Here is a 26,645-nt window from a genome sequence, read left to right as displayed (position 1 = left end):
AGCGGGCAGGCCGGCGGGGTTCGTCTTCCGTCGGATCAGGGATGGATCAGGGCTGGCTGTAGCCGTCCAGGAAGTGACCGATCCGCCCCACCGCGTCGGTCAGGTCCCCGACCGTCGGCAGGGTCACCACCCGGAAGTGGTCCGGCTCCGGCCAGTTGAAGCCCGTACCCTGCACGACCATGATCTTCTCGCGCCGGAGCAGGTCCAAGACCATCCGCCGGTCGTCCTTGATCTTGAAGACCTTGGGGTCGAGGCGTGGGAAGAGGTACAGCGCGCCCTTGGGTTTCACGCAGGTCACACCGGGGATCTGGGTCAGCAGCTCGTAGGCGGTGTCCCGCTGCTCGCGCAGTCGCCCGCCCGGCAGCACCAGGTCGTTGATCGTCTGGCGTCCGCTGAGCGCGGCGACGACCCCGTGCTGTCCGGGCATGTTCGCGCACAGGCGCATGTTCGCCAGGATCGTCAGACCCTCGATGTAGGAGTCGGCATGGGCGCGCGGCCCGGAGATCGACATCCAGCCGACCCGGTAACCGGCCACCCGGTAGGCCTTCGACATGCCGTTGAAGGTGAGGGTGAGCAGGTCGGGGGCGACGGAGGCGGTCGGGGTGTGGGTGGCCTCGTCGTAGAGGATCTTGTCGTAGATCTCGTCGGAGCAGATGAGCAGATTGTGCCGGCGCGCGATATCGGTCAGGCCCTTGATCATCGCCTCGTCGTAGACGGCCCCCGTCGGGTTGTTGGGGTTGATGATCACGAGCGCCTTGGTCCGGTCGGTGACCTTGCGCTCGATGTCGGCGAGGTCCGGCATCCAGTCGGCCTGCTCGTCGCAGCGGTAGTGCACGGCGGTGCCGCCGGACAGGGAGACGGCGGCCGTCCACAGCGGGTAGTCGGGCGCGGGCACGAGGACCTCGTCGCCGTCGTCCAGCAGGCCCTGCATCGCCATCACGATCAGCTCGGACACGCCGTTGCCGATGAACACGTGCTCGACGTCCGTCTCGATGCCGAGCGTCTGGTTGTGCATGACCACGGCCCGGCGGGCCGCCAGCAGCCCCTTGGCGTCGCCGTAGCCGTGCGCCGACGACACGTTCCGGAGGATGTCCTCCAGGATCTCGGGAGGGCACTCGAAGCCGAACGCCGCCGGGTTGCCGGTGTTGAGCTTGAGGATCCGGTGACCGGCCGCTTCCAGCCGCATCGCCTCCTCGAGCACCGGGCCCCGGATCTCGTAACAGACGTTGGCGAGCTTGGTCGACTGGATCACCTGCATGTCTGGGAGCTTACGGCCCGGTAACGCCTCGCGGGTCGTGTTTTCCGCCACGTGAGACGCGGCGGTTTGGGTGGATATCGCCGTCCGCTGTCCCATCAGCACCTCAGGTCCCTAGAATTCGCCGCCATGTCCAAGCCATTCGAGTACGCCGACGGAGTGACGGGCAGCGGTCCCCAGGGAACGCCGAACGTCTACGTGCCGCAGGGCGCCCCGCCCCCGGAGTACGACGCCTACGCCGACCCGGCCGCGGCCCACGGATGGCAGGACGTCTACGACGGCACGGCTGCCGCGGACGGTGGGGATGGCCTGCGCGACGGGGGGCGCGCGGACGGCGTGGGTGACACGCGTGAGCTTCCAGCGGTGCCGGCACGGGCCCGGTCCGCCCGGGGCCACCGCTCCCGGCGCAAGCCCCCTCCGTGGCGGACGCGCCGGGCGGCGGTGGCGGCCGGGGCCGTGGGCGCCGTCTCCGCGGTCGCGCTGATCGCCGGGTTCTCCTTCTCGGGCACGTCCTCCGACGGGACGGACGGGACGGGGGGCGGTAAAAGCGGCCGTACGGCTCCGACGGCGGGGGAGACGCCGACGGCGCCGCCCTCGGGCAGTGTGCGCGCGACCACCCCGGGCGCACCGCTCGACGGCGTACCGGTGGGTGACGGCGAGGCCTCCGGCGGCCTCTCCGCCGATCCGTCGGGCCCGGCGAGCGGCACCTCGTCGGCCGGTGGCGCGGACACGCCCGGGTCCTCGGAGAGCAGCCCCACGGTCGCCACCCCGACGACGTCGGCCCCGGCCGCCAACACGCCACCGGGGCGCTCGGACGGGAAGCCCGGCCGTGGGCCGGGCGGCACGAAGGGGCCCAAGTAGCCCCGGGTGCCGGGGGGTGTTCACCGCTGACCCCGGCTTGCTCCGGTGGGTGTCCGGTCTCGGTGTCCGGGCGGCCGAAGGCCACCCGCCCGCACGCAGTAGGGCGGTCGGCCGGTAGGGAGGTATACCGTCTGCCGGGCGGTAGAGGATTCCGGATGGGTGCGCGCCGCCCCAAGTGACCGGCCGTTCTGGCCCGTTGAGTAGGGTCGGTCGGGACGCCGAGATTCCGGTTCTGGAACGGGTTCTTGTGCCGCCCCCCTTGTGACGATCACAATGCACATGACAACAGTGCAGGCGGCCGGAAGATTTCCGGCCGCCTCGTCGCAAGAGGGGACCCCCCATGAGAAAACCTCTCGCCGCCGCGTTCTGCGCCCTGGCGATAGCCGGAGCCGGCGCGGCTCCCGCGACCGCCGCCGACGCCGCCCCCACGGGCGTCGGCAAGGTCGCGGACACGGGCTCGGCCACGTCCGCCGTCTCGGGCGTGGTCACGTCCGTGGAGCAGACGCTGTCCGGGCTCGCCAACCCGTCCGCCAAGGCCGTGAACTTCGCCGGCACCGTCGCCCTCAGCAACTGCTCCGGCTCGGTCGTCCGGATGCCGGACTCCGAGGCCGACGACCCGGCGCTCGTGATGACCAACGGCCACTGCCTGGAGTCCGGCTTCCCCGGCCCCGGCCAGGTCCTCGTCGACAAGGCCTCCAGCCGCACCTTCAGCCTGCTCAATGCCTCCGGCTCACGCGTCGCCACCCTGCGCGCCGCCAAGCTCGCCTACGGCACGATGACCGACACGGACGTCGCGCTGTACCAGCTCACCACCACGTACGCGCAGATCAAGAGCTCGTACAACATCAACGCGCTGACACTGAACGACACCCACCCGGTGGCCGGCACCGCCATCAGCATCCCCTCCGGCTACTGGAAGCGGATCTACAGCTGCTCCATCGACGGGTTCGCGTACCGCCTGAAGGAGGGCGACTGGACCTGGAAGGACTCGGTCCGTTACACCTCCGCCTGCAACACCATCGGCGGCACGTCCGGCTCGCCCGTCGTCGACCAGGCCACCAACAAGGTCGTCGCCATCAACAACACCGGCAACGAGGACGGTGAACGCTGCACGGTGAACAACCCGTGCGAGGTCGACGCGAACGGCACCGTGACCGTCCGCAAGGGCATCAACTACGCCCAGGAGACCTACGGGATCCCGGCCTGCTTCGGGATCGACAGCAAACTCGACCTGAGCGCGAGTGGCTGCACCCTGCCCAAGCCGTAAGACTGAGTGCCGGCCGGGCGGTCACGCGGGAGGAGTCCTGCGGACCGCCCGGCCCGCCAGCACGTCCGTGCGCCGGCCGTCCTCGATGACGAACCGGCCGTCGACCAGGACGTACGGGAGGCCCGTCGGGAGCCTGCGGGGTTCCGCGAACGTGGAGCCCGCCGCGACCGTCGCCGGGTCGAAGAGCACCAGATCGGCCCGGTAACCCTCGCGTACCAGGCCCCGGTCGGGCAGCCGCAGCCGCGCGGCCGGGCGCGAGGTGAGGTGCGCGACGCACTCCTCGAGCGACAGCACCCCCAACTCCCTGACGTAGTGCCCGAGATAGTGCGGGAAGGTGCCGTAGGCGCGCGGGTGCGGCTTGGCGCCCCGGAGGATGCCGTCCGAGCCGCCCGTGTGCACCCGGTGGCGCATGATCGCCCGGACGTTCTCCTCATGGCCCACGTGCTGGAGGATCGTCGGAGCCAGCCGGTCCGCCAGCAGCAGGCCGCGCGCGGTCACCCAGGGCTTCTCGCGCCGCCGGTCCGCCGACTCCCGGACCGTCCGGCCGACGAAATCGGCCAGGGCCGGATCGTTCACGCCGGAGATCTCGATGGTGTCCCATTCGATCGGCACGCCGTGGCAGCCGTCGGACCCGGTGACCTCCAGGTGGTGGCGGATGCGTTCCGCGGTCTCCTCGTCCGCCAGCCGCCTGAGGGTCTCCTCCGGGCCGCCCTCGCTCGCCCAGCTCGGCAGCACGGCCGCCAGCGTCGTACAGCCCGGGGTGTACGGGTAGGTGTCGAGGCTGATGTCGGACCCGGCCGCCAGCGCCTCGTCCAGCAGGGCCAGCAGTTCTGGTGCCCGGCCCTTGTTCACGCCGAAGTTCATGGTGGCGTGGGCGAGATGGAGGGAACAGCCCGCCTCCCGGGTCAGGGCGACCATCTCCTCGTAGGCCTGAAGGGCCCCGGCGCCGTAGGAGCGGTGGTGCGGGCAGTAGTAGCCGCCGTAGGAGGCCACCACCCGGCACAGTTCGGTCAGTTCGGCGTCCCGCGCGTACATGCCGGGCGGGTACGTCAGCCCCGACGACATGCCGACGGCGCCCTGCTCCAGGCCCTCGGCGACCAGCCGGCGCATCCGCTCCAGCTCGGCGGGTGTGGCCGCGCGGTCCTCCCAGCCGACGACGAGCGCCCGGACCGTGCCCTGCGGGATCAGGTAGGCCGCGTTCACAGCGATCCCCCGGTCCAGCCGGTCCAGGTACTCACCGACCGTGCGCCAGTCGAAGTCGATGTCGTCGCCCGGGCCGTTCCACCCGGCGATCGCCCGCCGCACCTCACCGAGCGTGCGGTCGTCGACCGGCGCGTACGACAGGCCGTCCTGGCCGATGACCTCCAGGGTCACGCCCTGCGCGGCCTTGGCGCTGTGGTCGGGGTCGCGCAGCAGCGCCAGGTCGCTGTGCGCGTGCATGTCGACGAAGCCGGGGGAGAGGACCAGGCCCTCGGCGTCCAGCTCCCGGCGCGCCTTCGGCCGCTGACAGCCGGCCGCCGCCGCCTCCTTGACGATGGAGACGATCCGGCCGCCGTCGACCACCACATCGGCCCGGTACGCGTCCGCGCCGGAACCGTCGACGACGTCGGCGTCCCGGATGACGAGCTCCTCCATCGCGCCCGGCCTCCTAGAAGAAGGTGCGGACGTAGTCGACGACCGTGCCGTCCGCCTCCGCGACCGGGATCAGCTGCCACTTGTCGAACGAGGTACACGGGTGGGACAGGCCGAGGCCCACCCAGTCGCCGACCTCCAGATCCGCCTCCGGGGTGGTGGCGAGCCAGGCGTGCTGGTCGGACAGTGCCGTCACCGACACGCCGGTGGCCGGGCGCTCGACGCCGCCTCGGCGGATCACCTGGGCGAAGGGCAGATCGAGGTCGTGGGCCGCGTCCCGCTTGCCCGCGTTGACGAAGGCCTGCTCGGCCGACGGCCGCGAGACCACCTGGGTCCACAGGCGGAACGCCGGCTCCAGCGCGCCCTCCTCGGGGACCCGGTTGAACGGGGTCAGCTTGCGGTAATGCCCGTCGTCGTGCGAGACGTAGGCGCCGGAGCGGAGCAACTTCAGGACGGGGAGCGACAGTTCGGGGATCTCCGCGAAGACCTCGGCGACCGCGTCGAACCAGGCGCTGCCGCCCGCGCTGACCACGATCTCGTCCAGTCCGGTGAACCGCCCCGCCTCGTCGAACTCGGCGGCGAGCGCTACCAGCCGCCGCAGCCACGCCGTCACCCGCCCGGTGTCGGCCTTCGGCACCTCGCCCTCGTAGCCCGCGACACCGACCAGCCGCAGTGTCCGCGTGCCCGCCACCGCGTCCGCGACCGCCGCGCACTCCGCCTCCGTACGCACCCCGGTCCGGGCGCCCTCGCCGGCCGCGAGTTCGACGACGACGTCCAGGGGCCGCGTGGCGTCCCGGAGGGCTGCGTCCATCAGCTCGACGCCGCGCACGGAGTCGACGTAGCAGACGAACCGGAAGTCCGGGTCGGCGCCGAGCTCGCGGGCGATCCAGCGCAGGGCCGCCGCGTCGACCAGCTCGTTCGCGAGGAACACGCGCCGCATCCCGAAGGCGCGCGCCACCCGCACCTGGTGCGGCACGGCCAGGGTGATGCCCCACGCCCCGTGCTCGATCTGCCGCTGGAACAGCCGTGGCGCCATGGAGGTCTTGCCGTGCGGCGCGAAGGCCAGGCCGTGCCGGGCCGCGTACGTCTCCATGAGCCTCAGGTTGTGCTCCAGGCGCTCGGCGGACAGCGCGAGCACGGGCGTGGCGAAGTCGCCGGTGAAGAGGTTGCGGCGCTGGCCGGCCAGCTCGCCGACCGTCAGGCCGTCGGCGTCCGGCGGGAGGCCCTTGAACCGGTGGTCGACGCGCTCTGCGGCGAGCCGGGCGAGGGACTCGGCTGCGGGGTCGGCTGGCATGGAGCCTCCTGATCAGCACTGTTGCACTATTTGCAACTATCATTGCGTATATCGCTCGACGCTGTCTAACATCTCGGCCACCGCCGGTCAATGAAGCCGCCGCCCACCGACCTCGCCGAGGAGCTACGAGCATCGTGACCCTCACCGGACCCTGCAACGCCCCCGACGTCGTGGACGTCGTCGCGCTCGGCGAGTCCATGGTCACGTTCCTGCCCTCCCGGCCGGGGCGTCTCGCCGACGTGCCGTCCTTCGAGCGGGGCATCGGCGGGGCGGAGTCCAACGTGGCGTGCGTGCTGGCTGCGGCGGGGCACTCCGTGCGGTGGGTCGGAGCCGTCGGCGCCGACGGCTTCGGCGACCACCTCGTCGAGGAGATCGGGTCCTACGGCGTCGACGTCGCGTCCGTACGGCGCGATCCGGCTCGTCCGACCGGCATCTACTTCCGCACGGCGGGGGACCGGGCCACCGGCGCCCACGAGGTGGCCTACTACCGGGCCGGATCGGCCGCCTCGGCGATGTCCACCGACACCGTGGACCTCGCGGCCGTCCGGGCCGCCCGCGTGCTGCACCTGTCGGGGATCACGGCGGCGCTCTCCGGCAGCTGCCTCGACCTGCTGTGGGAACTGACCGAACCGGGCCCGCGGCGGCCGCTCGTCTCCTTCGACGTCAACCACCGGCCGGGGCTGTGGCCCGACCCCGACGGATGCCGGGTCCTGCTGGACCTCGCCCGCCGCGCGGACCTCGTCTTCGTCGGGTCCGACGAGGCCCTCGACGCGTGGGGCCTGAACGGCCCGTCCGCCGTCCGGGACGCGCTGCCCGAGCCCGAGCTCGTGGTCGTCAAGATGGGCCCGGGCGGCGCCGTCGCCCTCGACAAGGACCCCCGCGACGCGCAGGACGCGGACGGCACGGCCACCCTCGCCCGCGCCCCCCGCGTGGACGTCGTCGCCGCCGTCGGCGCCGGAGACGCCTTCGCCGCCGGGTTCCTCTCCGCCACCCTGCGTGCGCTGCCCGTCCGGGACCGGCTGCGGCACGGGCATCTGATGGCCGCCGCCGCCCTCACCGTGCCCGGCGATCTCGCGACACCGCCCGGGCGCGAGCACGCCGACCGGCTCGTCGCCCTGGACGACGCGGCATGGGGGAGACTGCGACTCGGCCCGGGCTGGACCGAGCGGACACAGCGGGCCGACGAGGAGGTACGTACGCCATGAGCCAGACCGTCGACCGCGCGCTCAGCATCCTGCCGTTGCTCGCCGAGGGCCCCGCCGACCTGGGGCAGGTCGCCGACCGCCTCGGGGTGCACAAGTCCACGGCCCTGCGGCTGCTGCGCACCCTGCACGAGCACGGGCTCGTCTACCGCCAGTCCGACCAGCGCTACCGCCTGGGCGCACGGCTCTTCGCCCTCGCCCAGGAGGCGATGGAGAACCTCGACGTCCGCGAGATCGCCCACCCCCACCTGGTCCGCCTCAACGAGGACTGCGGGCACACCGTGCACCTCGCCGTGTACGAGGAGAACGAGGTCCTCTACATCGACAAGGTCGAGAGCCGCTACCCGGTGCGGATGTACTCCCGCATCGGCAAGCCCGTGGCCATCACCGTCGCCGCGGTCGCCAAGCTGCTGCTGGCCGACCTGCCCGAGCACGAGCGGCGGGCGGTCGCGAAGAAGCTCGACTACCCCACCTACACGTCCCGTTCGACCCCCGACGCCGACGCGTTCCTGCGTGAGCTGGAGAAGGTACGCGAACAGGGCTGGGCCACCGACCTCGGCGGCCACGAAGAGTCCATCAACTGCGTCGCGGCGCCCATCCGCGGCGCCGACGGCCGGGTCGTCGCCGCGATGTCCGTCTCCGCGCCGAACGTGGTCGTCACCGCCGACGAACTCCTCACCCTCCTGCCGCTGGTGCGCCGTACGGCGGACGCCATCAGCGGCGAGTACTCCGGCAGGACACCAGTGAAGGGCACCGTATGACGGACAAGGTCGCACTCACCCCGAAGACCCACACCACCCCGCCGGCGAAGTTCTCGCACGGCGTGCGGAAGGGCAACATCCTCCAGGTCGCCGGCCAGGTCGGCTTCCTGCCCGCCGAGGAGGGCAAGGCGCCCACGCCCGCCGGGCCCACCCTGCGTGAGCAGACCCTGCAGACCCTCGCCAACGTCAAGGCGATCCTGGAGGAGGGCGGCGCCTCCTGGGACGACGTGATGATGATCCGCGTCTACCTGACGGACGTGGCCCACTTCGCCGAGATGAACGAGATCTACAACGCGTACTTCGAGGAGCAGGAGCTGACCCAGCCGCCCGCCGCGCGCACGACGGTCTACGTCGGCCTGCCCGCGGGTCTCCTCGTCGAGATCGACGCGCTGGCCGTCCTCGGCTGACCCACCCCACCCCGCCCTCTTCGAGGCGCGGCGCCTTCGACGGGCCGCGCCGCGCTCCGCCCTGTCTCGGCCGGCTCCATCTTCGCCTCGCACCTCAACGACGGGGCCCGCGCGCGCAGTGCGCTGACGGATGCGGCTGGACGGCCGCGAAGTACTTCGGCATCAGCGAGCGCGACACGCCCAAGACCTGGACCGTCCTGGACAGCGTGCTGCCGGTGGCGGGGTGCGCGGTGGCGGCGGTTTTGAGTCTGTTCGTGTAGGCGTCTCATAACGATGCCGGGGTCGACTGTGTGCCGCACAGGTTTGTCGACCATACTGCTCCGCTGTGGAGCAGCGCATAGGTTCGAGCAGCCAGCCCCTGGAAGGCGCCGGATTCGACCCGGCCTTCATCCCCGGGCTCACGTCACCCGCGTCCCGACCCACGGAGGAGGACGAGCCGGAGCAGAAGCCTGAGGTCGCGGAAACCGAGGAGGCCGGCACCGCATCGGCGGACACGGCGGAGGCGGCCCCCTCCGAGCAGGAGGAGGACACCGAGGTCGACGGCCCCGTCTTCGAGGCGTCCGACCGCCGCGCCAGGCTGGTCGCCGACCACAGAGGCGTACGACTGTCCCTGGACGACCAGGAATGCGAGTTCCGCTGGGACGAGATCGGCGCGGTGGAGACGGAGACGGCCCGCTTCGGCAAGCGGTACACCGTCACCGTCCACACCCCTGACCGGCGCTGGTACCCGATCGAGATCGAGGCGCCGGCCAGGAGCCACTTCAAGGAGTGGGACGCGCAGTTGGACGCGGTGCTGGACGCCTACTTCGAGGAAGACGCCGGCTAGGCGCAGTACTGGCTCTCCTTGCCGATCGACCGGTACATGCAGTCCGCGTTCTCCAGCAGTTGCAGCACCGCATCGCGGTTACGGGAGGTCTCCCGCTCGATCACCTCGTCGGGCGGGTAGAACCCACCCCCGCCGGACCGGGGGTACATCTCGAAGGTGTACCCGAAGATCTTGTGCGCGCCCCAGAGATAGTCGTCGATCGACCCGTCGGTGATGTACAGGTCGCTGGACTGCTCCGCCGTGTACCCGTTGCTCGCGGCCATCTTCCGCCCGACCGCCTTGAACGCCGCGTTGTCGTCCGCGGTCATCCCGGTCGCCGTGTCGGAGTACGTGTAGCCGAACGGCCACAGCACCAGCTCGCTGTAGGTGTGGAAGTCCACCCCCGCCTTGATCTGCTGCGTGCCGCCGACGACCCGGCTGCGCACGAAGTCCGCCACGACCTTCACCTCGGGTGCGGACTCGGCCGACGGCCCCCGGTAGGTGTCGGACGACGTGGAGCCCGAGGAGCCGCCGCAGCAGCCCCAGCGGTAGTTCCAGTTGCGGTTCAGGTCGGTACCGACGTACGACGAGCCGGAGTTGGGCTGCCGGTTCTTGCGCCAGGAGCGGTACGAGCCGGTGGCGATGTCGTACTCGCCGCCGTCCGGGTTGATGTCGGGGACGATCCAGATCTCACGGTTGTTCACCATGCCGGTGACGCGTGAGTCGGAACCGTAGTCGGAGGTCAGCTCGCGCAGCAGGTAGAGCGCCATCTCGACGGTCAGGTGCTCGCGGGCGTGCTGGTGGTGCGTGAACAGCACCTCCGGTTCGGACTCGTCGGAGCCGACGTTGTCGCTGATCTTGATGGCGACGATGTTCCGGCCCTGGTACGACTTGCCGATCACGCGCTGGCTCGCGATGGACGGGTTGGCCGAGACGATCGCGTTGATCTCGCTCGTCATCTCCGCGTAGTTGTGGTACTTCGAGTCGCCCGAGGGGAAGTCGAAGAGCCGGACGTCGTCCTCCCCCGCGGAACGGTCGGGCACCGCGCCGAGCGGGGCGACCTCATAGCCCAGCGCGCGCAGTTTCCTGACCTGGTCGGCGCGGCCGGAGACCACGACACCGTGGCCGTGGACCTCGTCCACGGTCACGCCCGTACGCTGAAGTGCCGTGCGGTCCTCGGCCGTCGAGTGCAGATGGACCTCGTACTGGCGGATGTCGTCGGCCGTGGCGGCCGCTTGACGGGCGCCGTCGGCGGTGGCGTCGGTCGTCGTCGCGGACAGAGGCGCCGCGAGGGCGAACGCGAGGAGGCCGGCGAGGGCGGCGGTGCGTCTGCCGGTGCGGGCACCGGAGCCTCGTATGCGAAGTCGCATGAAATCTCCTTGTGGGAGGTGGGGTTGTTCCGTGCGACGTGCTTGGTGCGGGTGGCGCACATCGTTCTGCTAATGCCATGAGCGGGTCAAGACTGAAAGTGGCCGTGCAGTGTACGCGTGCGCCGCCGCGATCGAGGTGCCCCGGCGGAAGTGCACCCGCAGGAGTGGCCGCGGCGTGCATGTATGGACGGAGCGGGGGAGGGTGGGGGTCCGCGCAAGGGGGAGCCGGAGTGTCCCGGTCCCCGGACGACACCCCTCAGAGGACTGGCTGATCATGGGCGGATCAGCGCCACGACGGGACCACCACCTGCCGACCGAGACGACCAGCTTCGTCGACCGGCGTGGCGAACTGACCCAGGGCCGCGAACTGCTGGCCCGCGCGCGACTGGTGACGCTGACCGGGCCGGGCGGCGTCGGCAAGACCCGGCTCGCCGGGCGCATCGCGGCCCGGGTGCGGCGGGCCTTCCCGGACGGCGTGCGCTTCGTACACCTGTCCGGACTGCACGACCCGGCCCTCGTCCCGCTCGCCGCCGCCGACGCGCTCGGGCTCCACGACCACTCCGCCCAACCGCCCCTGGACGCCCTCGTCGAGCAGGTGAGGGACCGGCGGCTGCTCCTCGTCGTCGACAACTGCGAGCACCTGGCCGGTGCGTGCGCCCAGCTCGCCGCGGCCCTGCTGCACGGCACCGAGGGCGTCCGGATCCTCGCCACCAGCCGGCACCGCCTCGGCCTCACCGAGGAACACCTGCTGGAGGTACGGCCGCTGCCGGTGCCCGACCCGGACGGCGACCTGTCCGCCGCCGAGAGCTACCCGGCCCTCACCCTCTTCGCCGACCGGGCCGCCGCCGTCGTCCCCGGCTTCCGCCTCACCGCCGCCAACCGCGCCTTGGTCGCCCGGCTGTGCCACCGCCTGGACGGTCTGCCCCTCGCCATCGAACTGGCCGCCGTTCGCATGCGTGTCCTCGACGTCGACCAGCTCCTCGACCGCCTCGACCGCCTCGACGACCGTTACCGCTTCCTCACCACCGGCAGCCCCACCGCCCTGCCCCGCCACCAGACCCTGCGGGCGGCGGTCGCCTGGAGCCACGACCTGTGCACCACCCCCGAGCAGACGGTGTGGGCCCGGCTGTCGGTCCTGGCGGGCAGCTTCGACCTGGAGACGGCGGAGGCGGTGTGCGCGGACGGCATTCCCGAGGGCCCGGCCCCTGGGCCCACAGAGGGTTCCCGGCCACCGGAGGCTCCCTGTGTGCCAGGAGTCTGCCGGTCCTTGGAGGCTCCCTGTGTGCCGGGAGTCTGTCGGTCTCCGGAGGGCTCCCGACTGCCGGAGGACCGCCGGTCTCCGGAGGTCCCCCAACCCCCGGAGGGCTCCCGACTGCCGGAGGACCGCCGGTCTCCGGAGGCCCCCCAACCCCCGGAGGGCTTCCTACCCCCGGAGGTCCCCCGACCGCCGGAGGCCCTCCGCTCGCCGGAGGGCTCCCAACCGCCGGAGGGCTCCCAACCGCCGGAACTCCCCCGACCGCCGGAGGGCTCCCAACCGCCGGAACTCCCCCGACCGCCGGAGGGCTCCCGACCGCCGGAGGGCTCCCAACCGCCGGAGGTCCCCCGATCCCCGTATGTCTCCCGGTCCCCGGAGGGCGCCGGCTTGCCTCCGGAAGGCGGGGAGCGGCTCGTCGTGCTTCCGGCCCCGGACCTGACGGCGTTTCCGCCCGCTCGCCCGGCCGCGCTCCCTGCGCGGCTCGCGGACGCCCCGGGGTCGCAGGCGCGGCTCACGGAGGCACCGGGGCCGCATGCGCGGCTCACGGAGGCACCGGGGCCGCATGCGCGGCTCATGGAGGCACCGGGGCCGCAGGCGCGGCCCTCCGCGGCGCCCACGAGGGCTCTGGCTCCGACCCCCCGCCTGCGTGCCGACGACGTTCTGGAAGCCGTCGCCGGGCTCGTGGACAAGTCCGTGCTCAGCCGTGAGCCCGGGCCCGGCGGGGTGCGCTACCGACTGCTCGACACCCTGCGGCAGTACGGGCTGGAGCAGTTGCGGCGGGACGCGGGGGAGGAGGAGGCCGCCCGGCGGCAGCGGGACTGGATGCTGCGGCGGGCCGAGGAGTGCGAGCGCGGCTGGTTCGGGCCGGGGCAGCCGGAAACCGTCGCCCGGCTGCGCGCCGACCGGGACAACCTGCGCGCCGCCCTCGACTTCAGCCTCTCCACGCCCGGCGAGGCACCCGCCGCCCTCCGCCTCGCCGGCACGCTCTGGTTCTACTGGCATGCCTGCGGCGCCTCCCGCGAGGGCCTGTACTGGCTCGACCGGGCCCTGAACGCCACCCCCGAACCCACCCGGGAACGGGCCCGCGGCCTCTGGGTCGCCGGGCTGCTGGCCGCCGCCACCCGGGACTTCCCCCGGGGCCGCCGCCACGCCACCGAGGCCCTCACCCTCGCCCGCGCCATCGGTGACACCGCCGAGGGCGCCCACGCCGAGTACGTCATCGGCGTCATCCGGCTGTTCGGCGGCGACCTGCCCGGAGCGCTGAGGCACTTCGAGACCACCGTCGCCCGCGGCCCCGTGCCCGGCCAGCACCTCAGCCTCGTCGGCCTCGACCAGGTCGAACTCGCCTGCGCGCTGGGCTTCCTGGGGGAGGCCGAACGGGCCGTGCAGATCTGCGAGCGGGCCCTGCGGCTGTGCGAGCGGCACGGCGAGCAATGGGTGCGGTCGTACGTGCTGCGGATGCTCGCCCTCGCGCACACCGCGCGCGGCGACTGGCCCCGGGCCGAACGGCACGCCCGCGAGGCCCTGCGGCTCAAGCTCGCCGTCCACGACGTCATCGGCATCGCCCTCACCCTCGACCTGCTCGCGTCCGTCGCGGCGGCACGCGACGCCCACCGGCACGCCGCTTTGCTGCTGGGCGGCGCCGACCGCGTCTGGGCCGACATCGACACCGGCCGCTGGGGCGCCCACGTCCTCACCTCCGTACGCCGGGACAGCGAGGAGCGGGCCGTCCGGGCCCTGGGGCGCGAGGCGTTCGAGCGGGCCCACCGGCGCGGCGCGGCGCTCGGTCTCGGGGAGCTGGCCGGCCACGCGCTCCAGGAGCCCGGCCGCCCGCTCCCCTCGGAGCCCGCCGCACCGCCGCAGGACGACACCGCGGTGCCTCTGACCCGCCGCGAGACCGAAGTCGCCCGGCTCGTCGCCGAGGGACTCGCCAACCAGCAGATCGCGGACCGCCTGGTGATCGCCCGCCGCACCGCCGAAGGCCACGTGGAACGCATCCTCAGCAAGCTCGGCTTCAGCAACCGCAGCCAGATCGCCGCCTGGATGACGGCACAGCGACGACCCGCCCCCCACGCCCTCCACGCACACCCACCCGAGGGGATCGCATGATCACCGGACCACTCAGCGCCTTCGACCACCGCATGGCCGTCTTCGACTCCGACGACGGATTCGTCGCCGCCGCCCTGCCCTTCCTCGGTGAAGGACTCGGCGCCTGCGGGGAACCACCGCCGGTGGCCATCGCCGCCCCGCACAACCTGGACCTCCTGCGGGACGCCCTCGGCCGCGACGCGAAGGACGTCACCTGCATCCCGCACACCGACTGGTACACCGGCTCCGCCGCCAACGCCGTCGCCCGGGCCGCCGCGTACCTCACCGCGCACGCCGGCCCCGGCGGCCGGATCCACCTCGTCATGGAGCCCGTCTGGAGCGGCCGTGCCGGCCGTTCGGCCCGCGAGACCACCGAGTGGATCCGCTACGAGGCCTTCGCCAACCTCCTGTTCGCGCCCCAGGCCACGACCGCTCTGTGCGCGTACGACACCCGCACCGCCGGGCCCGCCGTCGTCGCCGCGGCCCGCCGGACCCACCCCGACACGGAGGTGTACGAGGACCCGCTGCGCCTCGCGGCCGAACTCGACGCCGTGCCCCTGCCGTCGCCTCCGGCCGGTGCGTGGCCCCTGAGGGAGCCGCACGCCGCGGCCGTGCAGCGCTGGGCGGCGGCCAGGGGACTGGCCGCCGCGGACGCCGAGCTGTTCGCCGCCGCCGTGGCGGAGACCGCGGTGGCCCTCGCGCCCCTCGCGGATGACGCCCTGCTGTGGGGCGAGGCGCCCGCCTGCGTCTGCGAACTGCGCTCGGTCCGCCGTCTCGACGACCCGCTCGCCGGTTTCGTCCCGCCCACAGCCTCCGCCGCGGGCCCGGGGCTCTGGTACGCGCGTCAGGTCTGCGCCTACGTGGACATCCGCGACGACGCCGACGGAGCGACGGTCCGTCTCCAGTTCGCATGACACCCCACCTGCGCGAACAGGTAGAGGATCGGGTAGTCCTCCCCCTGCGCCGGACCACCCCCGCGGATCACCCTTGACGCATGCTGCAACTCTCCGGGCGGCACCTCCCGGACCCCGACGCCCCCTGTGGCCCGTTCCCGCAACCACCCCTGGGAGCAGGCCACCTGAGTGTCGAGTACGCACCGCGGCCCTCCGCCGTCCGCGAGGCACGCGCGGAGGTCCGCAGGCAGCTGGAGGCCTGGGGACTCGCCGAGCGCGGTGAGGTGACCGACGTGGCCGAACTGCTCGTCGGTGAACTGGCAGCGAACGCCGTGGTGCACGCCGGGAGTCGTTTCCGGCTCACGCTCTTCGCGGCGCACGGCGTGCTGCGCTGCGAGGTCGTCGACAGCGAACGCCGCGTGCCGCGGGTGCTGGACGCGGGCACGGGGGAGAGCGGCCGCGGAATGTTCCTGGTGGACGCACTCGCCCAGCGGTGGGGCTGCCACCGGGACGGGCCGGGCAAGACCGTGTGGTTCGAGCTCGGCACGTGCGGATCGGACGGCTGTGGTCGGCGACAGCCGTGACGCTCCGCCTGCCGGGTCTCGGCGGTGCTCCAGCCGCCCGGGCCCGGCTCCGGTCCGCTCGTTCATCGTGGTGGTTTCGCGCAGGTCTCGCACCTCCGGGGTGATTCCGTTCAGGCCCTCTTGTCGGCCCGGCCGCATTGCGGTTTCTTGACTTTCATGGCGGACACCACGGGAAACACCACGAAAAGCGCGGCCACACATCCCCCACAGCCCCGGAAGGCGAGCTGGAAGTACATCGGGCCGGGCATCGTCGTCGCGGCGACCGGCGTCGGGGCCGGCGACCTGGTCGCCACACTCATCGCGGGCAGCAACTTCGGCTACACCCTCCTGTGGGCCGCGATCATCGGCTGTCTGGTGAAGATCTCCCTGGCCGAGGCGGCGGGCCGCTGGCATCTGTCCACCGGCCGCACCCTGTTCGACGGCTGGGCGAGCCTCGGCCGCTGGACCACGTGGTTCTTCGCGGTCTACGTCGTGGTCTGGGGGTTCGTCTACGGCGCGGCGGCGATGTCGTCGAGCGCGCTGCCGCTGCAGGCGTTGTTCCCGGACGTGATGGACCTCAAGTGGTGGGGCATCGCCAGTGGTCTGGTCGGACTGGTCTTCGTCTGGTTCAACAAGTACGCGGTGTTCGAGAAGGTCATGACGGTCCTGGTGGGCGTCATGTTCGTGGTGACGGTGTACCTGGCGATCCGTGTCACGCCGAACATCCCCGACGCCTTCGCCGGGCTCCTGCCGGTGCTGCCGGACGAGAAGGACTCGATCCTCAACACGCTGGGTCTGATCGGCGGTGTGGGCGGCACGATCACGCTCGCGGCGTACGGCTACTGGGTCAACGCCAAGGGCTGGACCGACACCGGCTGGATGAAGGTCATGCGGCTGGACAACCGCGTCGCCTACGCCACGACCGGCATCTTCGTCATCGCCATGCTGTTCGTCGGTGCGGAGCTGCTGCACTCGGCGAACATCGCGATCGCCAGCGGTGACAAGGGCCTGATCCAGCTCGGGGACATCCTGGAGGACCAGTACGGCCCGGCGACGGCGAAGTTCTTCCTGATCGGCTTCTTCGCCACGTCCTTCACCTCGCTGATCGGCGTCTGGCACGGTGTGAGCCTGATGTTCGCCGACTTCGTGGCCCGCCTGTCGGGCAAGGGCCAGGCCAAGGGCGCGGAGGTCGCCTCGGGTGAACGCGAGCGTTCCTGGCCGTTCCGCGCGTATCTGCTCTGGCTGACCTTCCCGCCGATGATCCTGCTCTTCGAGGGCCAGCCCTTCCGTCTGATCATCGTCTACGGCGTCCTCGGCGCGGCCTTCCTCCCCTTCCTCGCCGCCACCTTGATCTGGCTCCTCAACTCCTCCCGCACGCCCCGCGAGTGGCGCAGCGGCCCCCTCAGCAACGCGATGCTGGCCGTGGCGGGCCTGCTGTTCCTGGTCCTGTGCGTGAAGCAGATCTGGGACCAGCCGTGGGGGGAGTTCTTCTAGAGCGGCGGGCGGGGTGAGGAAAGTTCCGCCCTTCACCCCGCCGGCCTCGTCGTCCTCGGCTACGGCAGACCGTGCACGTGCGGCCCCACCGCGCTGGACCACGCGTTGCCCGCCGCCGCGTCCCAGTTGGTCGACCAGGTCATCGCGCCGCGCAGGTCGGGGTAGGTCCGGGGCGGTGTGAAGGTGCCGCAGTTCGTGGCCCTGGTCAGGCAGTCCAGGGCCTTGTTCACCACGGCCGGGGAGACGTAGCCGCTGCCCGCTCCCCGGGGGGAGGCCGGGAGGCCCAGACCCACCTGGGAGGGGGCGAGGCCGTTCTCCAGCTGGATGCAGGCCAGGGCCGTGAGGAAGTCGACCGAGCCCTGGCTGTAGACCTTGCCGTCGCAGCCGAGCATGGAACCGCTGTTGTAGTACTGCATGTTGACGACCGTGAGGATGTCCTTCACGTTCAGCGCGGTCCGGAAGTACGCGTCGGACGTCGACTGCATGTCGATGGTCTGGGGAGCCATCGTGAGGACGAGCGACGGGCCCGCCTTCGCCGACAGCGCGCGCAGCGCCTGCGTCATGTACGTCGCGTCGAGGCCGTTCTCCAGGTCGATGTCGACCCCGTCGAAGCCGTACGTCTGCATCACGGAGTACACGCTGTTCGCGAAGTTGGCCGCCGACGTCGCGTCGTTGACCGACACCGTGCCGCGCTCTCCGCCCACCGAGATGACGACCTTCTTGCCCGCGGCCTGCTTGGCGCGCACGTCCGCCTTGAACTGGTCGACCGTGTAGCCCTTCAGCCCGGCCGAGTCCAGGGTGAAGGACACCGCCCCCGGCGTGCCCGTCGCGTCCGCGAAGGCCACGGCGATGATGTCGTAGGCGGCGGGGACCTCCGAGATGCGCTGGACCGTCGCGCCGTTGTCGAAGTTCTGCCAGTAACCGGTCACCGCGTGCTTGGGGAGCGCGGGGCCCGGGCCGTTCGGCTGGTTCGTCGTTCCCGTCACCGCCGCCGACTTCGGCGACTCACCGGCCCCGTTCGTCGCCGTGACCTGGAAGGAGTACGACGTCGAGGCGGCGAGTCCGGTCACCGTCGCCGAGGTGCCGGAGACGGCCGTCACCTTCGTGCCGTCGCGGTAGACGGTGTAACCCGTCGCTCCGGAGACCGCGTTCCAGGCGAGGGAGACCGACGAGGACGTCGTGCCGGAGACGTTCAGGCCGCTCGGCGCGGACGGGACCGTGGGACCCGGGTCCGTGCCCCCGCCGCCGTCGGGGCCGAACACCGACACGTCGTCCGCGTGATACGCCGCCTGCCCGTACCAGCCGTGCGTGTACACGGTCACCGAGGTCGTGGACGAACCCGTCCTGAAGCTCGTGGACAGCTGCTTCCAGGAGGAGGAGTCCGGCGTCCAGGTGGACACGTCCGTGGTGCCCGTGCCCGTCACGCCGAGGTAGGCGTATCCGCCCCGCACCCACGCGCCCAGCGTGTAGGTGGAGTTCGGTTTCACCGCCACCGTCTGACTGCACCGCGCGTTGTCCTGCCCCGCCGGGGTCGCCCGCAGCGCGGCCGACCCGGAGCGCACCGGGGAGGAGACCGTCGTGCCGCTGCCCCCCGAGCAGGTCCAGTCGCTCAGGCCCGACTCGAAGCCGGCGTTCCTGACGTTGTTGACGTCGGCGGCGTTCGCCTGGCCGACGGTCGTGACAGTGAGGGCCAGGGCAGCCGTGACGGCACCCGACCACAGCCGCAGGGATCGTCTGTGTCTGGACATGACAAGAAAATGGTCCAGACTAGAGGTGGTGTCAAGAGGTCCAGACCAACCTGTCGAGCGGCAGTCCCACCGCGCACCCCGCCGGCAGCGTGCCCGCGGACATCCACAACGCGGCACCCGCCGGGTCCGGCACCCCGGCCGCGACACCGGCAACAACACTGGGCCGCCGCCGCGCGCACGCCGCCGCCAGATGCCGCCTGAGCGGGAACGCCGCGGGCGCGCGCGACGTACGCGACGGCCCCGAGCGGGACCGGCATCCGGCGGCCGCGGCTCCGAACGCACCCACGCCGCCGCCCAGGCGCGCCGATCCGGCGGTGGTCGACCAGATGTGGTGGCGCGGGAAACCCGGCGCGGCGTCGATCCGGATCGCGAAGGTGGTGCCGGCCGAGTCCGGCCCGGTGAGGGTCGCGCCCTCGACCGGGGTGCCCGTGGCCGGGCCGCCGTTCTCGCCGGTCGTCTCGAAGGTGAAGTCGATCCGCTTCGCCTCGTCCCCCCGGCCGGCTCCATGCCCTTCTGCCTCTCGATGAAGGCCGCCGTCAGCACTGGCCTCCCGGCCTCATCGCCCGGGACCGCCGGAGCTCGACGCTGGACCGGCAAGATGCTCAACCTGCCCCGTTTTGACGCATCTTGTGCAACGGCAGTTGCTCTCCAGCTACACAAACGCTGTTCTCCGGTCACAGAGCCGTGGATACAGTGCTGAGGTAGTCACGCAGTGAAGTCGAAACGGTGCGCCGGAGTGACACCCGGCGTTCCGACGGGCATGGGGAAAACGGGGAGCTGCGCGTGCCAACTGCCATTGCCGTGACCAGTGCTGACATGGCACTGCCGCCACAGGACGAACGGACCCTGCCCGCCGTCGTGCTCAGGGACATCGACCGACGCCCCCTGGAGCAGGCGCTCGCGGAGATGCAGGCCCTGGTCGAGCACCACGGCCATGTGATCGTGGTCTGCTCGCAGGCCGCGCCCACCGCGGTGCAGCGACGGCTGCACACCCTGCGCTCCCTCATGGAGAGCGACCGGATCGCCCTGTTCCGGCCGGAACTGCCACCGCTCGGACTCGCCGTCCTGGCCCGCCAGTTACGGCAGCTCGCCTCCTGCGACATCAGCCCCGGCGTGCTCGCCTCGGCCGGCCGGCTGCTCGTCCACTACATCCACGCCGGCGCGCTCCTCAACTCCGTCACCCGGCTCGACCGCGTCCCCGTCGGCCTGAAATCGCACGCCAAGTCCTGGGTGCCCGGCAGTCAGTTCGGCGTCCTCGCCCACCCCGAGCCGCACCTCGTCAGGATCACCCCCGAAGCAGGGCTCCCCGGCCCCGAGTTCGGCACCTGGATGCTCGTCGCCAAGGGACAGCTCCAGTCCGACTGGGTCACCGGCACCCTCGCCCCCTCCTGGAAGGTGCAGGGGCTGCGCGAGACCCCGCTCCCGGCCGAGTCGCCCGCCTGGTGGGGCACCGGCAAGCTCATCGAGTTCTGCAGCTACCTGCCCGACCTGTCCGTCCTCTACCAGCTGGTCACGTCCGTACGTCGAGGTCAGTGCCACTGGTGCGGCATCGACGTCATCGGCGACCGCTGCGTGTTCTGCTCGGCCACGCCGCCCGTCCACGACAGCCCGCCCAGCCGGCAGCTCGAGAACCGGACGGCCGTCGGGTGAGGCCCGGCACCGCTCGTCAGCACTGTTCCGATCCCGCTCGACCGATATACCCAACGAGGTTGTACGGTTCATGAACTCCCGTCAGCGCCGCGGCGTGATTCTCCTGCTCCTGTCGGTCGTCTGCGCCCTCGGCGCCTTCGCCGGCGTGCTCTCCGTCATCAGTGACGTGAAGTCGAAAGTCGGCCCCGAGGTCACCGCCTACCGGCTCACATCGGACGTGCCGCCCTACACCACCCTCAGCACGGGCCAGTTCGAGAAGATCAAGATGCCCGAACGGTGGCTGTCCGGCAACGCGGTCACCGATCTGCGGGAGATCCGGGGCAAGATCGCCGTGACCACGCTGCGCGCGGGCTCCCTGCTCCAGTCCGACATGATCGTCCGCCAGCCGGCCCTCCAGCCCGGCCAGCAGGAGGTCGCCATCATGATCGACGCGGCCACCGGCGTGGCCGGCAAGATCACGCCCGGCGCCTCGGTCAACGTCTACGCCACCTTCGAGGGCGCACGCGAGGGCGACCCCGACCAGTCGAAGATCATCGTCACCAACGCCAAGGTCCTCGACGTCGGCCGGCTCACCGCCCTGAAGCCCGACGAGGGCAACCGCACCCAGCAGCCCACCGACGCCGTCCCGATCACGTTCGCGCTGTCCGCCCTAGACGCCCAGCGCATCACCTACGCCGAGTCGTTCGCCAAGCGGGTCCGGCTCGCCCTCGTCGCGCCCGGCAGCGACACCACCGTCCCCGAGCGGGACCGGACGTACGAACTCGCGAAGGACAAGTGAGAGGCTGCCATGCCCACGAGGATCCTCCCGGCAGTCGGTGACACGGACGCGGTCCGGTCCATCACGACGCTGCTCAGCCAGCTCCCGGACGCCGAGCCCGTCGCCCCGGTGGTCGACTCCACCCAGCTCATCGACACCCTCGCCCGGCTGGCCGCCGAGTCCGTCGACGAGCTGCCCGAGGTCGTGGTCGTGCACGAGCGGATCGGTCCCGTCCCCGCGCTGGAGCTGATCCGCGAAGTGGCCCTGCGCTTCCCGGCCGTCGGCGTCATCCTCGTCACCTCCGACGCGAGCCCCGGCCTCTTCCAGGCCGCCATGGACTACGGCGCCCGCGGCCTGGTCGCCCTGCCGCTCAGCTACGAGGAACTCGCCAGCCGCGTCCAGGCGGTCGCCCAGTGGTCCGTCGGCGTACGACGGCACCTGGGTGCCGGGGGCGACGTCTTCACCGGCGTCGGCGGTACCGTCGTCACGGTCAGCGGCGCCAAGGGCGGGGCCGGGACCACTCTGACCGCGATCCAGCTGGCGCTGGCCGCCCAGGCCTCCGGCCGCAGCACCGCCCTGGTCGACATGGACCTCCAGACCGGCGACGTCGCCTCCTACCTGGACGTCCAGTTCCGCCGCTCCGTCGTCGACCTGGCCGCCATCACCGACATCTCCCCCCGCGTCCTCGCCGACGCCGTCTTCCGCCACGACACCGGCCTCGCCCTGCTGCTCGCCCCCGCCGAAGGCGAACGCGGCGAGGACGTCACCGACCGCGCCGCCCGGCAGATCGTCAGCGCCCTGCGCTCCCGCTACGAGGTCGTCGTCATCGACTGCGGCGCCCAGCTCGGCGGCGCCGGGGCGGCGGCCGTGGAGATGGCCGACCGGGCCCTGCTGGTCACCACCCCGGACGTGGTCGCCGTCCGGGGCGCCAAACGGGCCGTGCGGATGTGGGACCGGCTGCAGATCCGCAAGGCCGAGGAGACGACCGTCGTCGTCAACCGGCACTCGCGCGCCACCGAGATCCAGCCGCCCCTGATCCAGAAGATCACCGGCACGACGGTCGCGGCCACCGTGGTCCCCGCCAACTTCAAGGAACTCCAGAGCGTCGTCGACGCGGGCCGCGTCCACGAACTGGAGAGCAAGAGCTCGGTGAAGCAGGCCCTGTGGGGCCTGGCCGGGGAACTGGGCCTGGTCAAGGCCGCGGACGGCGCCCACAAGGGGGGCCGGGGGCCGGTGAGCTTTCGGCGGAGGAGGGAGGGGTGACGGTGCTGTCAAGGGAGCGGGACCGGGGCCAGGTGACCATCGAGTTCCTGGGCATGACACCGACGATCATCGTGACGCTGATCGCGCTGTGGCAGGTCGTCCTCGTCGGCTACACCTTCATCCTCGCGGGCAACGCCGCCGACGAGGCCGTACGGCAGGCCACGGCCGCGGAACCGGGCGCCCGGCAGGGCGCGTGCGAGGAGGCCGGCCGCAAGCACCTGTCGGAGGCGTGGCGATCCGACGCCACCGTGACCTGCGGCGGCTCCGGCTATGTGACGGCCGACGTCCGGCTGGAGGTGCCGATCCTCTTCCCGGGCACGCTGTCCTTCCCGTACGCCGTCGAGGGCCACGCCGGCGCGGTCGAGGAGGCGGACTGACATGGCTCGTAGCCGAGGGATCCGAGGGGTCCGAGAGATCGGTGAGATCCGGGAGATCGGTGAGGTCCGAGAGATCCATGAGCTCTGGGAGATCCGTGAAGTCCCAGAGATCGGTGAGCTCCGAGAAGTCCGTAGAGTCCGCGACCGCGGCCAGGTCGCCATCGAGTTCATCGGCTTCCTGCCGATCCTGCTGCTCGTCGCCCTGGCGGCCGTACAGCTCGGACTGATCGCCTACACCGCCCAGCAGGCCGGCACGGCGGCCCGTACGGGGGCGCGCAGCGCGTCGCTGGAGGGACCGTACGAGGCGGACTGCCGCGCGGCCGTGAGCAGTTGGCTGGCCGACGGGACCAGTTGCCTGTCGGCGCCGGGCGGGGACGAGGTAACGGTCACGGCCACCGTGCAGATCCCGTCCGTCGTGCCGGGCTGGGACTTCGACCCCGCCGTCAAGACCGCCACGATGCCGCGCGATCACTGAGCAACGAGCGAGGAGCACCGCACTCATGAGCCTTCGAGCACGCATCAACACCCCCGAGGAGAACGGCAACCGGGGCGAGGACGGCCACATGGTCGCCTCCTACCGGGCCAAGCTCCTGGAGGAGATCGACCTCGCGGAGATGAGTTCGCTGGCCGCCGCCGAGCGCAGGGCCCGCCTGGAGCGGGTGCTCGGGCACATCATCAGCCGCGAGGGCCCGGTCCTGTCGACGGTGGAGCGCTCGCAGCTGATCCGCAGGGTGGTCGACGAGGCGCTCGGCCTGGGCATCCTGGAGCCCCTCCTCGAAGACGCGTCCATCACCGAGATCATGGTCAACGGCCCGGACGCGATCTTCGTCGAGCGCGGTGGCCGGGTCGAGCAACTGCCGTTGCGCTTCGCCTCCAACGACCAGCTCATGCAGACGATCGAGCGGATCGTCTCCACGGTCAACCGCCGCGTGGACGAGTCGAACCCGATGGTCGACGCCCGCCTGCCCTCCGGCGAGCGCGTCAACGTCATCATCCCGCCGCTGTCCCTGACCGGCGCCACCCTCACCATCCGCCGCTTCCCGCGCTCCTTCACGCTCCACGAACTGATCGGCCTCGGCTCGCTCGACGAGCACATGCTGTACCTGCTGGCGGGCCTGGTTCAGGCGAAGTTCAACATCATCGTCTCGGGCGCGACCGGCACCGGCAAGACGACGCTGCTCAACGCCCTCTCCGGCCTCATCCCCGAGGGCGAACGCATCATCACCATCGAGGACTCCGCCGAACTCCAGCTCCAGCAGCCGCACGTGATCCGCCTGGAGTCACGCCCCCCGAACGTCGAGGGAAAGGGGCAGATCACCATCCGCGACCTCGTGCGCAACTCCCTGCGCATGCGCCCCGACCGGATCGTCGTCGGTGAGGTCCGCGGCGGCGAGTCCCTCGACATGCTCCAGGCGATGTCGACCGGCCACGACGGCTCGCTGGCCACCGTCCACGCCAACAGCGCCGAGGACGCCCTGATGCGGCTCCAGACCCTGGCGTCCATGTCGGACGTGGAGATCCCCTTCGTGGCGCTGCACGACCAGATCAACAGCGCGGTGGACGTCATCGTGCAGCTGACGAGGTTCGCGGACGGCGCCCGCCGCATCACCGAGATCGCGCTGATGGACAGCCACGGCAGCGATCCGTACCGCCTGGTCACGGCCGCCCGCTTCGCCGCACAGCCCATGACCTCCGACGGACGCATCCACGGCGCCTTCGAGTACTTCCCGCTGCCGCGCCGCACCGCCGACCGCCTCTACATGGCGAGCCAGCCCCTCCCGCAGGCGTTCGGCATCGCGGGGTCCGCGGACCAGCTAGCCACCCGAGAAGCCAGGTAGGACCGACCGATGGAACTGCAACAGCTCATCACGCTCACCACCGGCATCACCCTGCTGACCTGCGTCCTCGCGGTCGTCGGCCTGCACTCCTACGCCACGGGCAAGGCGCAGCGACAGGCCCTGGTGGACCGGCTGTCCGCCACCGGCCAGATCCAGGCCGGCGGCCGGCGCCGCAACTTCCGGGGCATCGACCGCCGTCTGCGGCGCACCAGGCTCGGCAAGAAGCTGGAGCTCCGCCTGGCGGCGACCGGCCTGGACATCACCCCGGGTGAGTTCTTCGTCTACATGCTCGCCACGGTCGCGGGCCTGTGGCTGATCGGCCAGGCGGCCCTGGCCCCGTTCTTCGGCCCGCTGGCGGGTCTGCTCGGCATCGGCGTCGCCGTCCAGTTCCTCAACTGGCAACGGCAGAAGCGCATCGAGAAGTTCATCAACCAGCTCCCCGAAATGGCCCGGATCCTCGCCAACGCCACCCAGGCGGGCCTCGCCCTGCGCACGGCGATCGGCATGGCCGCGGAGGAGATGGAAGCCCCCGCGGGTGAGGAACTGGGCAAGGTGTCGAACCAGTTGGCGGTCGGCGCCTCGATGGACGACGCGCTCGGCGAACTGGCCGACCGCCTTCCCTCCCGCGAGCTGGTCGTGCTCGTCACCACGCTGGTCCTGTCGAACCGGGCCGGTGGGCAGGTGGTGAGCGCCCTGCGCAACCTCACGGAGACGCTGGAGGAACGCAAGGAGACCCGGCGCGAGGTCCGCACCCAGCTCTCCCAGGTGAACATGACGTCGTACGCCGTCCCGGTCCTGGGCGTCGGGTCCCTGTTCCTGATGAACGGGGTGAAGGACGGCGCCCTGGACCGCATGACCGGCTCCCCCTTCGGCCAGGCGGCGGTCATCATCGCCTTCTCGCTCTACGCCGTCGGCTTCCTGCTCATCCGCCGCCTGTCCCGCATCGACGTCTGAGAGCCCGGAGGCAACCATGGGACTGCTCCTCGCCCTGCTGATGGGCCTCAGCGTCTGGGGCGTGTTCGCCGGCCTTCGCATGTACCGCGCGGAGGCCAAACTGCCCGGCGACCTCGCCCTGGCCCTGGAGGTCGGCTCCACCCGCACCGGCGCCGTCGACTCGCTCGTCGACCGCCTCGGCATGCGCTACGCCCCCGCGGTGCTGCGCCTGATGGGCCCCAAGCAGGTGGCCAAGTACCGCCGCAAGATCGACCTCGCAGGCAACCCCGGCGGCCTGACGATCGACAGGTACGGGGCGCGCCGGGCGGTCTACGGCTTCCTCGGGGCCGTGGGCTTCCTGGTCTTCCTCATGCGCGGCCAGCTGTTCGTCGCCCTGCTCCTGCTGGCCTTCGGCGCGTTCTGGACGGAGGTCGGCATCTGGTCGGCGATCCGCATCCGCAGGGACGTCATCGAACGGACCCTGCCGGACTTCCTGGACGTCCTGGCGGTCGTGGTGAGCGCCGGTCTCGGTTTCCGCCAGGCACTGGACCGGGTCGCCTCCCGGTACGAGGGCCCCTGGGCGGACGAACTGCGCATCACCCTGCGCCAGATGGACCTCGGCATGAGCCGCCGCCAGGCCTTCGCGGAACTGCGCCGCCGTAACGACTCCGAGCAGGTGGCGATGTTCGTGACCGCCCTGCAGCAGGGGGAGGAACTGGGCGCGCCGATCGTCGACACGCTGGTGTCCCTCGCCAAGGACATGCGCCGTACGGACGCCCAGAACGCCCGCCGCAAAGCCGCCCGGGCCGTCCCCAAGGCCACGATGATGATCACGACCTTCATGGTCCCGGCCACGATGCTGCTGCTCGGCGCGGGCCTGATCCTCGGCTCGGGCACGGACTTCGGCTCGGTGACGGGGAAGTAGGGAAGGG

23 protein-coding genes and 1 pseudogene are annotated in these 26,645 nt (G+C 71.6%); 19 read left to right on the top strand and 5 right to left on the bottom strand.

All coding sequences use genetic code 11. The annotated features are described in order from the left end of the window. Positions 1 to 46: 46 nt before the first annotated feature. Positions 47 to 1,258 (bottom strand): pyridoxal phosphate-dependent aminotransferase, encoded by a 1,212-nt coding sequence (locus ACIQHQ_RS16095; protein ID WP_402612512.1) that lies wholly within the window; start codon positions 1,256 to 1,258, stop codon positions 47 to 49. Positions 1,259 to 1,384: 126 nt separating this feature from the next. Here ACIQHQ_RS16095 and ACIQHQ_RS16090 point away from each other — a divergent pair, with 126 nt between their 5' ends. Beyond that, the gene (locus ACIQHQ_RS16090; RefSeq protein WP_402612511.1) at positions 1,385 to 2,116 is read left to right on the top strand and encodes a hypothetical protein; all 732 of its coding nucleotides are present in this window, start codon (positions 1,385 to 1,387) and stop codon (positions 2,114 to 2,116) included. A gap of 340 nt (positions 2,117 to 2,456) precedes the next feature. Next, positions 2,457 to 3,383: a serine protease gene (locus ACIQHQ_RS16085; RefSeq protein ID WP_402612510.1), complete on the top strand. Its 927-nt coding sequence runs from the start codon at positions 2,457 to 2,459 to the stop codon at positions 3,381 to 3,383. A gap of 21 nt (positions 3,384 to 3,404) precedes the next feature. On the opposite strand, the gene ACIQHQ_RS16080 is transcribed toward ACIQHQ_RS16085, so the two are convergent. Both ACIQHQ_RS16080 and ACIQHQ_RS16075 read right to left on the bottom strand, forming a co-directional pair. After that, the gene (locus tag ACIQHQ_RS16080) at positions 3,405 to 5,018 is read right to left on the bottom strand and encodes an amidohydrolase family protein (RefSeq protein ID WP_402612509.1); all 1,614 of its coding nucleotides are present in this window, start codon (positions 5,016 to 5,018) and stop codon (positions 3,405 to 3,407) included. Positions 5,019 to 5,031: 13 nt separating this feature from the next. Continuing rightward, positions 5,032 to 6,309 carry an amino acid deaminase gene (locus tag ACIQHQ_RS16075; protein WP_402612508.1) on the bottom strand — a complete coding sequence of 426 codons (1,278 nt, stop codon included), beginning with the start codon at positions 6,307 to 6,309 and terminating at the stop codon, positions 5,032 to 5,034. A 134-nt stretch (positions 6,310 to 6,443) separates the two neighbouring features. On the opposite strand from ACIQHQ_RS16075, the gene ACIQHQ_RS16070 reads away from it, so the two are divergent. The 5 genes and pseudogenes from ACIQHQ_RS16070 to ACIQHQ_RS16050 all read left to right on the top strand — a co-directional run bounded on the left by ACIQHQ_RS16070 (position 6,444) and on the right by ACIQHQ_RS16050 (position 9,505). After that, a complete protein-coding gene (locus tag ACIQHQ_RS16070; protein WP_402612507.1) occupies positions 6,444 to 7,514 on the top strand; it encodes a sugar kinase in 1,071 nt (356 codons plus the stop codon). Next, a complete protein-coding gene (locus ACIQHQ_RS16065; protein ID WP_402612505.1) occupies positions 7,511 to 8,272 on the top strand; it encodes an IclR family transcriptional regulator in 762 nt (253 codons plus the stop codon). Before ACIQHQ_RS16070 ends, ACIQHQ_RS16065 begins: the two co-directional genes overlap by 4 nt. Next, entirely contained in the window at positions 8,269 to 8,679 is a 411-nt protein-coding gene (locus tag ACIQHQ_RS16060) for a RidA family protein (RefSeq protein ID WP_402612504.1), read from the top strand. The genes ACIQHQ_RS16065 and ACIQHQ_RS16060 overlap by 4 nt, the downstream gene beginning before the upstream one ends. A 63-nt stretch (positions 8,680 to 8,742) precedes the next feature. Beyond that, a pseudogene (locus ACIQHQ_RS16055) lies at positions 8,743 to 8,939 on the top strand (hypothetical protein); the annotation flags it as partial. Positions 8,940 to 9,004: 65 nt separating this feature from the next. Then, complete coding sequence (locus tag ACIQHQ_RS16050) at positions 9,005 to 9,505, top strand: hypothetical protein (RefSeq protein ID WP_402612503.1); 501 nt, start codon at positions 9,005 to 9,007, stop codon at positions 9,503 to 9,505. Here the strand turns inward: ACIQHQ_RS16050 and ACIQHQ_RS16045 are convergent. Then, positions 9,502 to 10,854, bottom strand: a complete 1,353-nt coding sequence (locus ACIQHQ_RS16045; protein ID WP_402612502.1) for a M14 family metallopeptidase — start codon at positions 10,852 to 10,854, stop codon at positions 9,502 to 9,504. The two genes, ACIQHQ_RS16050 and ACIQHQ_RS16045, sit on opposite strands and share 4 nt — an antisense overlap. Before the next feature lie 274 nt (positions 10,855 to 11,128). On the opposite strand from ACIQHQ_RS16045, the gene ACIQHQ_RS16040 reads away from it, so the two are divergent. From ACIQHQ_RS16040 to ACIQHQ_RS16025, 4 genes are all read left to right on the top strand, one after another. Beyond that, on the top strand, positions 11,129 to 14,218 hold the full coding sequence (locus tag ACIQHQ_RS16040; protein ID WP_402612501.1) for a LuxR C-terminal-related transcriptional regulator: 3,090 nt from the start codon (positions 11,129 to 11,131) through the stop codon (positions 14,216 to 14,218). After that, positions 14,215 to 15,111, top strand: a complete 897-nt coding sequence (locus ACIQHQ_RS16035; protein WP_402612500.1) for an anti-sigma factor RsbA family regulatory protein — start codon at positions 14,215 to 14,217, stop codon at positions 15,109 to 15,111. The genes ACIQHQ_RS16040 and ACIQHQ_RS16035 overlap by 4 nt, the downstream gene beginning before the upstream one ends. Before the next feature lie 80 nt (positions 15,112 to 15,191). Next, positions 15,192 to 15,674, top strand: coding sequence for an ATP-binding protein (locus ACIQHQ_RS16030; RefSeq protein WP_402612499.1), 483 nt, complete (start codon positions 15,192 to 15,194; stop codon positions 15,672 to 15,674). Between the two features lie 156 nt (positions 15,675 to 15,830). Beyond that, on the top strand, positions 15,831 to 17,147 hold the full coding sequence (locus ACIQHQ_RS16025) for an Nramp family divalent metal transporter (RefSeq protein ID WP_402612498.1): 1,317 nt from the start codon (positions 15,831 to 15,833) through the stop codon (positions 17,145 to 17,147). Positions 17,148 to 17,206: 59 nt separating this feature from the next. Here ACIQHQ_RS16025 and ACIQHQ_RS16020 read toward each other — a convergent pair whose 3' ends face one another. Then, positions 17,207 to 18,895: a chitinase gene (locus ACIQHQ_RS16020; protein WP_402612497.1), complete on the bottom strand. Its 1,689-nt coding sequence runs from the start codon at positions 18,893 to 18,895 to the stop codon at positions 17,207 to 17,209. An 816-nt stretch (positions 18,896 to 19,711) separates the two neighbouring features. On the opposite strand from ACIQHQ_RS16020, the gene ACIQHQ_RS16015 reads away from it, so the two are divergent. The 8 genes from ACIQHQ_RS16015 to ACIQHQ_RS15980 all read left to right on the top strand — a co-directional run bounded on the left by ACIQHQ_RS16015 (position 19,712) and on the right by ACIQHQ_RS15980 (position 26,638). Then, the gene (locus ACIQHQ_RS16015; RefSeq protein ID WP_402612496.1) at positions 19,712 to 20,545 is read left to right on the top strand and encodes a hypothetical protein; all 834 of its coding nucleotides are present in this window, start codon (positions 19,712 to 19,714) and stop codon (positions 20,543 to 20,545) included. Between the two features lie 70 nt (positions 20,546 to 20,615). Further along, complete coding sequence (gene cpaB / locus ACIQHQ_RS16010; protein ID WP_402612495.1) at positions 20,616 to 21,323, top strand: Flp pilus assembly protein CpaB; 708 nt, start codon at positions 20,616 to 20,618, stop codon at positions 21,321 to 21,323. 9 nt (positions 21,324 to 21,332) lie between these two features. Further along, positions 21,333 to 22,565: a CpaE family protein gene (locus ACIQHQ_RS16005; protein ID WP_402612494.1), complete on the top strand. Its 1,233-nt coding sequence runs from the start codon at positions 21,333 to 21,335 to the stop codon at positions 22,563 to 22,565. Positions 22,566 to 22,618: 53 nt separating this feature from the next. After that, entirely contained in the window at positions 22,619 to 22,942 is a 324-nt protein-coding gene (locus ACIQHQ_RS16000) for a pilus assembly protein (RefSeq protein WP_402612694.1), read from the top strand. Positions 22,943 to 23,051: 109 nt separating this feature from the next. After that, positions 23,052 to 23,417 carry a TadE/TadG family type IV pilus assembly protein gene (locus ACIQHQ_RS15995; RefSeq protein ID WP_402612693.1) on the top strand — a complete coding sequence of 122 codons (366 nt, stop codon included), beginning with the start codon at positions 23,052 to 23,054 and terminating at the stop codon, positions 23,415 to 23,417. Positions 23,418 to 23,442: 25 nt separating this feature from the next. Beyond that, complete coding sequence (locus ACIQHQ_RS15990; protein WP_390988149.1) at positions 23,443 to 24,780, top strand: ATPase, T2SS/T4P/T4SS family; 1,338 nt, start codon at positions 23,443 to 23,445, stop codon at positions 24,778 to 24,780. A 9-nt stretch (positions 24,781 to 24,789) separates the two neighbouring features. Beyond that, a complete protein-coding gene (locus ACIQHQ_RS15985) occupies positions 24,790 to 25,734 on the top strand; it encodes a type II secretion system F family protein (RefSeq protein WP_402612493.1) in 945 nt (314 codons plus the stop codon). 16 nt (positions 25,735 to 25,750) lie between these two features. Beyond that, complete coding sequence (locus ACIQHQ_RS15980; protein ID WP_402612492.1) at positions 25,751 to 26,638, top strand: DUF5936 domain-containing protein; 888 nt, start codon at positions 25,751 to 25,753, stop codon at positions 26,636 to 26,638. Positions 26,639 to 26,645 lie beyond the last annotated feature (7 nt).

It is taken from the genome of Streptomyces sp. NPDC092370, from assembly GCF_044755265.1.
Lineage (GTDB): Bacteria > Actinomycetota > Actinomycetes > Streptomycetales > Streptomycetaceae > Streptomyces.
Note: the sequence above shows the minus strand (reverse complement) of the source record. Positions and strands in the feature narration are given on the sequence as shown.